This window comes from Falsiroseomonas ponticola (assembly GCF_016805305.1).
GTDB classification, from domain to species: domain Bacteria; phylum Pseudomonadota; class Alphaproteobacteria; order Acetobacterales; family Acetobacteraceae; genus Falsiroseomonas; species Falsiroseomonas ponticola.
This window is the reverse complement of sequence record NZ_JAERQN010000001.1, coordinates 1,254,638-1,267,055: the sequence shown is the minus strand read 5'-3', so window position 1 is coordinate 1,267,055 and position 12,418 is coordinate 1,254,638. Positions and strand designations below refer to the sequence as shown.

At 73.4% G+C, this 12,418-nt stretch carries 11 protein-coding genes; 5 read left to right on the top strand and 6 right to left on the bottom strand.

Going from position 1 to position 12,418, the window contains the following annotated elements; genetic code table 11:
* The 4 genes from JJI54_RS06115 to JJI54_RS06100 all read right to left on the bottom strand — a co-directional run bounded on the left by JJI54_RS06115 (position 1) and on the right by JJI54_RS06100 (position 3,081).
* On the bottom strand, positions 1-330 hold the full coding sequence (locus tag JJI54_RS06115; RefSeq protein WP_203071844.1) for a type II toxin-antitoxin system YafQ family toxin: 330 nt from the start codon (positions 328-330) through the stop codon (positions 1-3).
* Positions 305-565 (bottom strand): type II toxin-antitoxin system RelB/DinJ family antitoxin, encoded by a 261-nt coding sequence (locus JJI54_RS06110; protein ID WP_203071843.1) that lies wholly within the window; start codon positions 563-565, stop codon positions 305-307. Before JJI54_RS06110 ends, JJI54_RS06115 begins: the two co-directional genes overlap by 26 nt.
* An 81-nt stretch (positions 566-646) precedes the next feature.
* Positions 647-1,600: a carotenoid 1,2-hydratase gene (locus JJI54_RS06105; protein ID WP_226381386.1), complete on the bottom strand. Its 954-nt coding sequence runs from the start codon at positions 1,598-1,600 to the stop codon at positions 647-649.
* Positions 1,600-3,081 (bottom strand): phytoene desaturase family protein, encoded by a 1,482-nt coding sequence (locus tag JJI54_RS06100; RefSeq protein ID WP_203071841.1) that lies wholly within the window; start codon positions 3,079-3,081, stop codon positions 1,600-1,602. The genes JJI54_RS06105 and JJI54_RS06100 overlap by 1 nt, the downstream gene beginning before the upstream one ends.
* A 271-nt stretch (positions 3,082-3,352) precedes the next feature.
* On the opposite strand from JJI54_RS06100, the gene ppsR reads away from it, so the two are divergent.
* The 5 genes from ppsR to JJI54_RS06075 are packed head-to-tail and all read left to right on the top strand — an operon-like array spanning position 3,353 to position 10,395.
* Entirely contained in the window at positions 3,353-4,732 is a 1,380-nt protein-coding gene (gene ppsR, locus JJI54_RS06095; protein ID WP_203071840.1) for a transcriptional regulator PpsR, read from the top strand.
* On the top strand, positions 4,732-6,942 hold the full coding sequence (locus tag JJI54_RS06090) for a GAF domain-containing protein (RefSeq protein ID WP_203071838.1): 2,211 nt from the start codon (positions 4,732-4,734) through the stop codon (positions 6,940-6,942). The genes ppsR and JJI54_RS06090 overlap by 1 nt, the downstream gene beginning before the upstream one ends.
* Positions 6,939-7,559, top strand: a complete 621-nt coding sequence (locus tag JJI54_RS06085) for a biliverdin-producing heme oxygenase (RefSeq protein ID WP_203071836.1) — start codon at positions 6,939-6,941, stop codon at positions 7,557-7,559. Before JJI54_RS06090 ends, JJI54_RS06085 begins: the two co-directional genes overlap by 4 nt.
* 35 nt (positions 7,560-7,594) lie before the next feature.
* Positions 7,595-8,473 carry a substrate-binding domain-containing protein gene (locus tag JJI54_RS06080; RefSeq protein ID WP_203071835.1) on the top strand — a complete coding sequence of 293 codons (879 nt, stop codon included), beginning with the start codon at positions 7,595-7,597 and terminating at the stop codon, positions 8,471-8,473.
* Positions 8,470-10,395, top strand: coding sequence for a putative bifunctional diguanylate cyclase/phosphodiesterase (locus JJI54_RS06075; RefSeq protein ID WP_203071834.1), 1,926 nt, complete (start codon positions 8,470-8,472; stop codon positions 10,393-10,395). Before JJI54_RS06080 ends, JJI54_RS06075 begins: the two co-directional genes overlap by 4 nt.
* Here the strand turns inward: JJI54_RS06075 and JJI54_RS06070 are convergent.
* Entirely contained in the window at positions 10,367-11,089 is a 723-nt protein-coding gene (locus JJI54_RS06070) for a class II aldolase/adducin family protein (RefSeq protein ID WP_203071833.1), read from the bottom strand. The two genes, JJI54_RS06075 and JJI54_RS06070, sit on opposite strands and share 29 nt — an antisense overlap.
* Positions 11,086-12,285: a 3-hydroxybenzoate 6-monooxygenase gene (locus JJI54_RS06065; protein ID WP_203071832.1), complete on the bottom strand. Its 1,200-nt coding sequence runs from the start codon at positions 12,283-12,285 to the stop codon at positions 11,086-11,088. The genes JJI54_RS06070 and JJI54_RS06065 overlap by 4 nt, the downstream gene beginning before the upstream one ends.
* Positions 12,286-12,418: the final 133 nt, after the last annotated feature.

Sequence of the window (12,418 nt, the reverse complement as noted above, 5' to 3'; positions counted from 1 at the left end):
CTATCGCCCGAACAGGTCGGAATGCGTGCCGGCGCGGACGAAGATGACGCTCGGCCGCTTGCCGGCATCCGCCAGGCGATAGATCAGCAGGAAGTCGCCGCCGATGTGGCACTCCCGATGGTCCTGGAACTCGCCGGCCAGCGCATGGTCCCGGCGTTCGGGCGGCAACGGGCCCTCATTGGCGATGAGGTGCATCATCACCGCCTTGAGCCGGCCCATGTCGTAGCGCCCGGATCGCGTCAGGCGCTCCCAGTCCTTGCGGAACTCGCCCGTGCAGTCGGAGGCCCGCGGCAGGGTTGCCCGCTTACCGCTGGCCGCCGTCGAGGTCATCGAGCAGGGCGGCGGGCGTATCGAAGCGGGCGCTCAGGCTGCGCGCCTCCTCCATGGCGGCGCGGGTGCGCGCATTGGGCACCTCCAGCGCGAAGGGCAGCTTCTGGTCGGCCGCGACCCGGTGCAGGAAGACGCGCACGGCCTCGGACATGGTCAGGCCCATCTGCTCCAGCGCGATGGAAGCCCGTTCCTTCACCTCCTCCTCCACCCGGACATGCAGCATCCTGGTGCCCATCGCGACCTCCTCTGCCAGGGGCAGCCTGGGTGTATCTCATCTGAGATACAGAAGCCACCGGAATCGCGGGGGAGGCCGCCGTCAGCGCAGCGGGCGCGGCACGCGGAACGGCAGCATCGCGTACATGGCGGGGCTGGCGAAGCGGTCGAGCGACAGGCTTTCATGGACCGCCGTCGCCTCCCGCCCCAGCAGCCGGGTGCGGATCTCGGAGCGGGAGTAGAAGGGGGCGTCCACCAGGGTGCGCACCACGCGCGCCTCGCCGCCTTCCGCCCGGGTCGGGCGAGCGATGCGCCACAGGGTCTTTCCCAACTCGACCTCGGGCTGCACGGGAATATCCGTGACGCTGCCATCGGTGCCGACGCGCAGCGCGAGGGACTGGTTCGTGCCGTCCCGTCGCTGCGCATTGTAGAGGATGGCGGTCGCGTCCGGCATCGGCGCCCGGCACCAGTCCCACCCGAAAAAGTCCTGTTCCAGGGGGGCGCTTCCCCAGTTGGTGTCGAAATAGGCGGGGCCGGACCAGCTCAACGCCGGGTCGGTCAGCCGGACCTCCACCCGGGACCGCGCGGCGATGGGGTGCCAATGGTGGCGGCCGTCGCTGTCCAGGCGGAAGGCGCGGGTGGACAGGGCATCGGGGCGCAGCACCACGCGGCCGCGGAGCTTCCCGGGGATGGGAGCGGTGCGCTCCTCGATCTCCACGGTCAGCGCCTGGCCGTCCCAATGGGCGCTGCTGGGGCCGATGCGCAGCGTGTTGGCATCGCGGGAGAGCGCGCCGCGGCGGCGATCCGTCATCGCCCAGCGGCTCGGCGTGCCGTAGAGCGCGACATGCATGCAGTTGTGGTCTTCCGGATCGCCGCCGCCGCCGCGCCGCGCCAGCGCGTACCAGGGGGAGAAGACGGTGCCGATGAAGGCGATGATGGTGATGCCGTGGCGGCCATCGTCGCTCAGCGCGTCGATGTACCACCAGCTGTAGCCGCGGGGGGCCACGGGGCGGTCGAATTCCCAGCCGCGGAGGGAGGTATGCGCCATGCCGTCCATCAGATCCGCTCCGCCATCGCGGCCTCGGCCGCCAGCCTTCCCGAGATTGCCGCCATCGCCAGCCCCGCGCCGGGATGGGTCGCGCCGCCGGCCAGGAACAGGCCCGGCAGCGCCGTGCGGGCGGCCGGGCGGCTGAAGATCGCCTGCCAGCCCTGCACCGCGGGGCCGAAGAGGGCGCCGCCGGTGCCCGGCGCCAGGGCCTCGTAATCCGCCGGCGTCATCACCGCCGTGGCGTCGCGCGTGATGGCGAGGCCGGCGCGGGCCATGGCGCCGAAGGCCGCGGCCTCCGCCGTGGCCAGCACGGCCGGGTCCATGCGGCGGCCATCGGCGCGGGCGGGGGCGCTGACCAGGGCGAGCAGCCCTTCCCTGCCCTCGGGCGGCGGCGCGACGCCGTGGCGGCCCTGCGCCCAGAGGGTGACGGAGGGCTGGTCCGGCATCCGGCCGCGATAGGTGAGCGCGGCGAGTTCCGCCATGGCCTCGGCGGCGTGGAAGACGGTGAGGCGCGGCAGGTCGAGGCCCTCCGCCCGCCCGGCCATGGCCCAGGCGATGCCGGAGAAGCTGCGCTTCGCGGCGGGCATGGCGGGCACGGCCTTCGCGGCGGCGGCGCCGAAATGGCCCGCGGCCAGGGTCGCGGGATCGGCGTTCAGGATGACCTGCCCGGCCTCGATCGCCTCCCCGTCCCGCAGCGTGAGGCCGGCGATGCGCCCGCCGGCGACGCGCAGCGCCGCGACATCGGCGCCGTGGCGGAAGCGGGCGCCCTTGGCGGCGGCGGCGCGGGCCATCGCCGCGGGCAGCCGGGCCATGCCGCCCTCGATCGCCCAGAGGCCCCCGGCCTCCACCTGCGCCACCAGCATCAGCGTGGCGGGCGCCACGAGGGGGGAGGTGCCGACATAGGTGGAGAGGCGGGAGAAGACCTGGCGGAGGCGCGGATCGGCGAAATGCTCGCCCAGCGCATCCCAGAGCGTGCCGAAGGGGGAGGTGCCGAGCAGCCCGCGCATGCCGGCCTGGGCGCCGAGCGCCAGCGCCCCCGGGCGCTGCACCGTCAGGAAGGGCTTCTCCAGCGCCGCCCAGCATTTCGCGGCGCGGGCCATGAAGTCCCGGTAGCCCCGCGCGCCGGCGGGGCCGGCGAAGGCGCCGATCGCGTGTTCCGCGGCGGCGGGGTCGGCGGGCAGGTCGAGCAGGCTGCCATCGGGCCAGAGATGGCGGCCGAGCAGGGGCAGCCGGGCCAGCTGCAACTCCCGGTCGAGCGTGGTGTCCGCCGCGGCGAACAGCGCTTCGAAGACCGGGCGCAGGCTGAGCGCGCCGGGACCGGCATCCACCGCGATGCCGCCGAGCGGCGCGGCGGCGACCTTGCCGCCCGGCGCGGGGGCGCGTTCCAGCACCACCACCGGGCGCCCGGCGGCGGCCAGGGTGATGGCCGCGGCGAGCCCGCCGATGCCGGCGCCGATGATGGCGACGCTTCGCTGGTCCGGTCCGCGCATGGGGGAAAAGTCGTGGCAAGGACGCGAAGTGTCAAGCCAGCCTGACACTACTTTGGCGGATGCCCGCCACGATTTGTGAAGTCCGGCGGCATTGCCTCAACAACCATTCGTCATCTTGCATTGACGCAGGGCACGTAAAGTCCGACACAGTATCGAGCGTTCTCGCCAGTGCTGCGACGACGACGCGGGTCCACCGCCAGGCTCTGCCTTCCAGGTTCTGCCGCGCGGCCAGGCCGACAGTTGGATCAACCCTCCCCATGACCCGCGTTCCATGACCCGCGTTGCCGTCATCCAGCCGGACATCACCCTCACCCTGGATTGGGAGGGGGTGATCCGCGATGCCGCCCTGTCCGAGACGATGCGCGGCGAACCCGTGGCGGCCTGGTTCGGCCGGCCCTGGATGGACACCGTCGGCGATGTCGCAAGCCTGCAGGTGCGGCGCATGGTGGAGGATGCGCGCTCCTCCGGCGTCTCCGCCTATCTCCAGGTCACGCAGCGCTTTCCCTCTGGCCTCGAGCTGCCGGTCGAATACACGACGGTGCGGCTGGGCGGGCAGGCGGGCCTCATCGCCGTCGGCAAGAACCTGCAGGCGGTGGCGGAGCTGCAGTCGCGGCTGGTGGCGGCGCAGCAGGCGCGGGAGCAGGACTACTGGAAGCTGCGGGAGATCGAGACCCGGTCCCGCCTGCTGTTCGACGCCTCCTCCGAGGCCGTGCTGGTCATCGCCGCCTCCACGCTGCGGATCGTGGAGGCCAATCCGGCCGCGATCCGCGAACTCGGCCTCGCCCCCGGCTGGAACTTCGCGGACGAGGTCGCGGCGCGCGACCGCGCGGCATTCCGCGACGTGCTGCTGCGCGCGCGCGAACAGGGCCGCGCGCCGGGCGTGATGATGCATCTGGGCGCGGATGCGACGCCCTGGCTGCTGCGCGCCTCCCTGATGGCGCGCAACCCCGGGCCCGTCTTCCTGATCCAGCTGACCCCGGTCGCCATCCAGGCGGCGGGCCGGCCGGCGGCCGAGGGCCAGGCGCCCCGCGGCGTGCCGCTGCGCGGCGACGCGCTGCTGGAGGAGATGCCGGACGGCTTCGTGGTGATCGATGCCGGCGGCACCGTCCGCCGCGCCAACCGCGCCTTCCTGGACCTGGCGCAGGCGGGGTCGGAAGCCTCCGTGCTCGGGGAGCCGCTGGACCGCTGGCTGGCCCAGCCGGGGATGGACGCCACGGTGCTGATGCAGACCATCGCCCAGCACGGGGAGGTGCGGCTGCTGCCCGCGACGCTGACCGGCAGCCTGGGGACGGAGACGGAGGTCGAGGTCTCCGGCGCCGCCATCCGGGGCGGGCCGGCCGAGCAGCGGATGATGGGCTTCGTCGTGCGCGACACCGGCCGGCGCATGCTGGCCTCCGGCGAGGCCGCGGCGCTGCGCGCGGCGCTGGGCGCGCTGGCCAATGATGTCGGCCGCGTGCCGCTGCCCGCCATGGTGCGCAGCACGGCCGCGCTGGTGGAGCGCGCCTGCATCGAGCGCGCGCTGCGGCTGGCCGGCAACAACCGCACCGCCGCGGCCGATGCCCTCGGCCTCAGCCGGCAGAGCCTCTACGCCAAGCTCGAACGCTATGGCCTCAGCGAGGACCGGGAGGGTTCCCCGGACGGGCAGCCGTGATGGCGGGGGTGGGCCAGCAGGGGACGGGCCGGGAGGGCGCGGGAGAGGACCCGGCCTTCGGGGCCGCCGACCTGTCCAATTGCGAGCGGGAGCCGATCCACCTGGCGGCGTCGATCCAGCCGCATGGCGCGCTGCTGGCGCTGCGGGAGCCGGACCTGACCATCCTGCAGGCCAGCGCCAATGCCGCGGGCTTCCTCGGCCTCGGCGCCCCCCTGCAGGGGCGGCGGCTGGCGCAGGTGGAAGCGCGCATCGCCGCCGCGCTGGCGCCGCTGCTGGGCGACAAGCTGGACGAGGTGCCGGCCGCCTTCCGCGTGCGGCTGGATGGCGCGGTGCTGGACGGCATGGCGCATCGCCCGGCCGGCGGCGGCCTGGTGCTGGAGCTGGAGCATGCGGGGCCGGAGGAGAACTTCGCCGGGCGGATCGAGCCCGCGATGCAGGCGATCCTGGCGAGCTACGCGCTGCGGCCGCTCTGCGACGAGGTGGCGCGCATCTTCCGCGGCCTGACCGGCTATGACCGCGTCATGGTCTATCGCTTCGACGAGGACCATCACGGGGAGGTCTTCGCGGAGGAACGCGACCCGTCGCTGGAGCCCTACCTCGGCAACCGCTACCCCGACAGCGACATCCCGCAGGTCGCGCGGCGCCTCTACATCCGCAACCGGGTGCGGGTGGTGGCGGATGTGCACTACGCGCCGGCGCCGCTGGAGCCGCGCCTTTCGCCGCTGACGGGCCGCGACCTCGACATGTCGCTCTGCGTGCTGCGCAGCACGTCGCCGATGCATATCCAGTACCTCAAGAACATGGGGGTGGGGGCGACGCTGGTGGCCTCCATCCTGGTGGGCGGGCGGCTCTGGGGCCTGATCGCCTGCCACCATGACAGCCCGCGCCGCGCGCCCTTCGCGCTGCGCGCGGTGATGGAGCTGCTGGCGGAGGCGGTCGGCACGCGCATCGCGGCGCTGGAGAGCTTCGTGCAGGCGCAGGCGGAGCTGTCCGTGCGCCGGCTGGAACAGCGGATGATCGAGGCGATCTCCCGCGACGGGGACTGGCGGACGGCGCTGTTCGACAACCCGAACACGCTGCTGACGCCGCTGAACGCCACCGGCGCGGCGCTGCTGTTCGAGGGGCAGACCCAGACGGCGGGCGACGTGCCCTCCACCGCCGGGCTGCGCGACATCGGGCAATGGCTGGATTCGCAGCCGCGCAGCCCGGGGACCGGCAGCGTCATCGGCACGGCGGGGCTGGCGCAGGCGGCGCCGGCGCTGGCGGGGCTGAGGCAGGTGGCCTCCGGCGTGCTGGCCGCGCCGATTTCCGCCACGCCCGGCGAATACATCGTCTGGTTCCGGCCCGAGCAGGTGCGGACCGTGACCTGGGGCGGCGACCCGGCCAAGCCGGTGGAGCTGGGGGCCGACCCGCGCGACCTGTCGCCGCGCCGGTCCTTCGCCAAGTGGCACCAGGTGGTGGAAGGGCGGTCGGAGCCCTGGACGCCGAAGGACCTGGCGACGGCGCGCATGGTGGGCGACACGGTCGCCGACGTGGTGCTGCAGTTCCGCTCCGTCCGCATGCTGATCGCGGAGGACCAGCTCTCCCAGATCCGCCGGCAGGTCGGCAATTCGCCGCAGGCCGTGGTGATCTGCGACGCGCAGGGCAATATCGACCTGCGCAACGATGCCTTCGACGCGCTGCTGCCCGGCGTGCGCGGCGCCAGCCCGCGGCGGATCGACCAGCTGCTGCCCTTCTTCGCGGACCCGACCGAGGTCGGCCGCCGGCTGCGGGACGTGCTGGAGAACCGGCGGTCCTGGCGGGGGGAGGCGAGGCTGGCCGATGGGCTCGGCGCCGGGCGGCCGCTGCTGGTGCGGGCCGATCCCGTCTTCTCCTCCCCGGACCGGGTGCTGGGCTACGTCTTCCTGTTCAACGACCTGGCGGAGCGCAAGGCGGCGGAAGCCGCACGCCGGCGCTTCCAGCAGGGGATCGAGGAGGGGTCGCGGTCCCGCGCCGGGCGGCTGGACCGCCAGGCGGACCTGGCCTTCCGCGCCATCCTCGCCTCGGTCGTGGAGAATGCGCAGCTCGCGGCGCTGGAGATCACGGATGGCGTCGATGTCGCCACCATGCCGGAGCAGCTGGAAAGCGTGCGCGCTTCGGTCGCCCGCACGGCGGAGGTGCTGGAGGCGCTGATCCGCCACGCCGCCCGGCCGGGCGAGGGCAAGGGTTGAGCGCCACGGCGGAGGGCAGCGCGCGGGACGCGCTGCGCGCCGCGACGGGCGCGGTGCATGACCGGCTGCATGGCGTCCCCGCCTTCGCGCGGCTGGCGGGCGGCGCCATCACCCGGGGGGAATACCGCGCGCTGCTGGCGCGGCTGCACGGCTTCCACGCGGCGCTGGAAGGCGCGCTGGCGGCCCCGCCCGGGCTGGCGCCGGCGCTGGCGGGCTGGGGCATCGACCTTGCGGCGCGGCGGCGGTCGGCCCTGCTGGCGGCGGATCGCCTGGCGCTGGGGGATGCGGCGCCGCCCGACCCCGCGCCGATCCCGCCGCCCGGCAGCGCGGCGGCGGCGATGGGCTGGCTCTATGTGTCGGAGGGATCGACGCTGGGCGGGCTGCATCTGGCACGCGCGCTGGACGGGCTGCTGGGCCAGGCGGCGGAGGGGCGGCGCTTCCTGCTGGGCCATGGCGCGCGGCACGGGGCGATGTGGCGCGATTGCTGCGCGGCGATCGAGGCCTGCGGCGCCGACCCCGCGAGGCGCCGGGCGATGGTGGCCGGGGCGGTGGCGGGGTTCGAGGCCTTCGAGGCCTGGTTCGCCCCGGGCCGGGGGCCGCAATCCGGGCGGGGTTAGGCCTCGGTTCACCGCTGCTGCCGCATGCTGCTGGCATGACCCCCGTGCCCGACAACCCGGAATCCCGCCACGCCCCGGTCGCCCCCTTCCGCATGGCGCGCCGGGCGCTGCTGATCGCCGCCCTGCCGGCCGGCCTGCCGCGCGGCGCCGCGCGGGCGGAGGGGCTGACGCTGGGCGGCACGGGGATGGCGCTGTCCATCGTCCGGCTGCTGCTGGACGAACAGCGGCGGCTGGGGGCGGGCGGGCCGGCCACCGTGCTGAACAGCCTGGGCAGCGCCGGCGGGCTGGCCGCGCTGCGGGCGGGGCGGATCGACATCGCGCTGTCCGGCCGGCCGCTGACGGCGGCCGAGCAGGCGCAGGGGCTGGTCGCCACCACCTTCGCCACCAACCCGCTGGCCTTCGCCACCCATGCCGATACGCCGGTGGAGGGCATCACCAGCGCCGAGGCGGCCGATGCGCTGTCCGGCGAGATGATGAGCTGGCCGGGCGGCGGGCCGCTGCGGCTGATCCGGCGCGACCGGACGGAGGGCGACTGGATCCTGCTGGCCAGCCTGTCGCCGGAGATCGCGCAGGCGGTGGACCGCGCCCATGCGCGGCCGGGCCTGGCGACCGCCGGCACGGACCAGGAGAATGCCGAGCTGCTGGAACGCATCCCGGGATCCTTCGGCGTGATGTCCGCCGGCCAGGCGCGGGCGGAACGCCGCCGCGTGAAGCTGCTGCCGCTGGATGGCGTGCCGCCCACGGTGGAGGCGCTGCTGGCCGGGCGGTACCGCCTGTCCCGCGCCCTGGTGGCGGTGACGCGGGCGGAACCGGGCGCGGCGGTGGCCGGCTTCCTCGACTTCCTGGCCTCCGCGCCGGCGCATGCCGTGCTGCGCCAGCAGGGCTATGAACCCGTGCCGGCGTCCGGCGCATGAGCGATGCCGCGGCCCGGCGGCGCCCGGGTGGCAGCCTGGGCGGGTCCCTGGGCGGGGGCGCGGGGGGCGAGCCCTCGGCCGGGGATGCCGCGCTGGTGCGGCTGGTCACGGGCTTCGCGGCCACCATCGCCATGCTGGTCGCGATCGCGCTGCCGCTGATGCATGCCTGGGCGGCGTGGCGGGAGGAGAATGCGGCGATGGAGGCGGAGGCCCGCATCGTCGCCTACAGCGTCTCCCAGATCGCGAGCCGCGATCCCGACCTGTGGCGCTACCAGGAAGCGCGGCTGCGGGCGGCGCTGGATACGGCGACGCCGGAACTCGGCGCTTCCATCCGCGTGCGCGACCTGCGGGGCGAGGTGCTGGCGGAGATCGCGGCGGAGGTGGTGGGACCGCGCCACGGCGCCAGCGCCACGGTGTTCGAGAGCGGCCACCCGGTGGGGGTGGTCGAGATCGAGCATTCCGGCCTGCACCTGCTGGTGGAATCGGTCTGGGTCACGCTGGCTTCCGTGCTGCTGGCGGGGGCCTCCTACCTGGCGCTGCGGCTGCTGCCGCTGCGCATGCTGCGGCGCGCGACCAGCCGCATCACCCACCTGGCGACGCATGACCAGCTGACGGGGCTGCCGAACCGGCGGCTGTTCCATGACCGGCTGGAACAGACGGCGGCGGGGCTGAAGCGCTATGGCGGGCACTTCGCCGTGCTGGCGCTCGACCTCGACCGGTTCAAGGAGGTGAACGACACGCTGGGCCATGCCGCGGGGGACGAGCTGCTGCGCCAGGTGGCGCGGCGCATCACCGACGCGCTGCGGGAAAGCGACACGCTGGCGCGCCTCGGCGGCGACGAATTCGCCATCATCCAGCGCAGCGCCGAACAGCCCAACGCGGCGGAGGCGCTGGCGGCGCGGCTGGTGGAGCTGCTGTCGCAGCCCTTCGACCTGCATGGCCACCAGGCGCTGATCGGCACCAGCATCGGCATCGCGCTGTCGATCGAAAGCGCGGCCGACCACCTGCTGCAGGATGCCGACACGGCGCTGTACCGCGTGAAGGCGGAAGGGCGGAACGGCTTCCGCTTCTTCTCCGCCGAGATGAACGAGGCGCTGCGCGAACGCCGCGCGCTGGAGCACGATCTGCGGGAGGCGCTGGCGACGGGCCAGCTGCACCTGCACTACCAGCCGCAGGTCAACCTGGCCTCCGGCCGCGTGATCGGGCTGGAGGCGCTGCTGCGCTGGGACCACCCGGTGCGCGGCCGCGTGATGCCCGACCGCTTCATCCCGCTGGCGGAGGAGATCGGGCTGCTGAGCCGGATCGGCGAATGGGTGCTGCGGGAGGCCTGCGAGGTGGCGACGCGCTGGCCGGGGCTGCGCATGGCGGTCAACATCTCCGCCCACCAGTTCCAGGCCGCCGACTTCCTGCGCGCCGTGCGCGCGGCGCTGGAGGAGACGGGGCTGCCGCCCGCGCGGCTGGAGATCGAGATCACCGAAGGCGTGCTGCTGACGGATACGGAACGCACGCTGGCGACCCTGCAGGCGCTGCACGAGATGGGCGTGTCCGTCGCCATGGATGATTTCGGCACGGGGTATTCGTCCCTCGGCTACCTGCACAAGTTCCGCTTCGACAAGATCAAGATCGACCGCAGCTTCGTGGCCACGCTGTCGCATGACCCGCAGGCGGTGGCGATCGTGCGCGCCATGATCGGCATCACCCATGCGCTGGGCCTGCGCTGCAACGCGGAGGGGGTGGAGAACGCCGTGCAGGCCGCGCTGCTGCGCGCGGAAGGCTGCACGGAAGCACAGGGGTATCTCTACGGCCGCGCGGTGCCGGAGGCGGAGCTGGCGGCGCTGATCGAGGGTGCCACGGCGAAGGATGCCGCCGCGGCCCCGGCTGAGGAGGCGGCCGTCACACCCCCCCGAAGCCTGCGCGCGTGATCCAGTAGTCCCAGGCGCGGGCCAGCGGCATGTCGGAAAGCAGCATGGTCGCGGTCTGCTCGACCTCGCCGGGCGTCAGGTAGGTGACGGGGCCATGGGGCAGGCTGGCCAGCACCATCGCCGCATTGTCCTTCATGTAGACGGCGGTGAAGACGGCGGCGCGCAGGCTGACGCCGACATTGCAGGCGCCGTGGCGCGCCAGCAGCACGCTGCGGTTCTGGCCGAGCGCGCGGGCCAGCGAATGGCCGCGCGGCAGGTCATCCACCAGCATGTTGGTGTCGCCGAATTCGTCCTGGCTGTCCCAGACCGGCACCTCCGCCCCCATCACGCTGCCCATGTGGAAGACGGGCTTCAGCGGCGTCTTCGTGACGGTGAAGGGGATGACGGGGCGGGCGTGGTGGTGGATCACGGCGCGCACTTCCGGCCGCGCCATGAAGATGGCGGAGTGGATGGCGCGTTCGGAATAGATGCGGCGGCCATTCTGCGCGATCGGCGTGCCGTCCAGCTCGAACTCCATGATGTCGTCGCTGGTGACGGCGACGGGGCTGCGGCTGCGGGAGAGGAAGTAGCGGTCCGGCCGCTCCGGGTGGCGCAGGCTGACATGGCCGAAATCGTCGATCACATCCTCCCGCGCCAGGATGCGGTTGGCGATGACCAGTTCTCGGATGGCGTGGGCGACCGCATCAGAGCTCATGCTGCTTTGTCCTGTGTGATGGGCCCGGTGCCGCCATAGAGCCAGGCGAGGTTGTCCCGCCATTCCGCCTGCGACTTCGCGGCCATGATGGAGTTGCGCAGCGCGGCATGCGCGCCGGCGGGGTGGTAGACGTGGTCGCCGATGGCGCGGGATTGCAGCTGCACCCGCGCGGTGCGCAGCGCGCGGGCATCGCGATAGGCGGGCAGCGCGGCGGCGATGTCGCCCTGATGCGCGGCCAGGATCTGCGCCAGGCAGACCGCATCCTCCATCGCCATGCAGGCGCCCTGCGCCATGTACTGCATCATCGGATGCGCGGCATCGCCCAGCAGCGCCACGCGGCCATCCACCCATTGCTCGATCGGGTCGCGGTCGCAGAGGACCCAGAGCTTCCAGTCGCGGCCCTGGCGGATGATCCGCTGCGCCATGGGATGCACATGGGTGAAGCCGCGGAAGACTTCCTCGGCCTCCACCGGCTTGCCCGCGACGGGTTCCGGCGCGTCGTTGTGGTAGGTGACGACGAGGTTGAAGGTCTTCCAGCCCTGCAGCGGGTAGTGGACGATGTGGCATTTCGGCCCGGCCCAGAGCGTCGCCGCGTTCCAGCGCAGCTCCTCGGGCATCTGCTCCGTCGGGATGACGCTGCGATAGGTGGTGTGGCCGGAGACGCGGGGCGCGCCATCGCCGACGAGCTGCCGCCGCACCTTGGACCAGAGGCCATCCGCGCCGATCAGCGCGCGGCCGCGAAGCCTTTCGCCGGTGGCGAGGATGGCGGTGGCGCCGGTGCTGTCCTGCTCATAGGCGACGACCTCGGCGGAGGTGCGCAGCGTGATGAGATCGCTGGCGCGGCAGCCTTGCAAAAAGACGCCGTGGAGGTCGCCGCGGTGGATGACGGCGTAGGGGTTGCCGAAGCGCGCGCGGAAATCGGGGCCGAGGTCGATGTGGCAGATCTCCTCCGCCGTCAGCGCATCCATCAGCCGCAGCCGGTCCACATAGATCGCCATGGCGCGCGCGGTGTCGCCGACGCCCAGCCAGTCGAAGGCATGGAAGGCGTTGGGGCCGAGCTGGATGCCCGCCCCCACCTCCCCCATGACAGCCGCCTTCTCCAGGACAACGCTCGAAAAACCCTGGCGGGCGAGGCCGAGGGCGGTGGCGAGGCCGCCGATGCCGCCGCCGGCGATCAGGATGGGCGGGCTGGTCATGCCGCCATGCCTTTTCGCTGACACGAAAAGGCCCTCAGACGCCGGCGCTTCGCTTGGCTTCGCCGCATAAGCGGCGGGCCGCATTCGCGGCCTCGGCCGGCGTGAAGAACACCGGCCGCCATCGGATCACCAG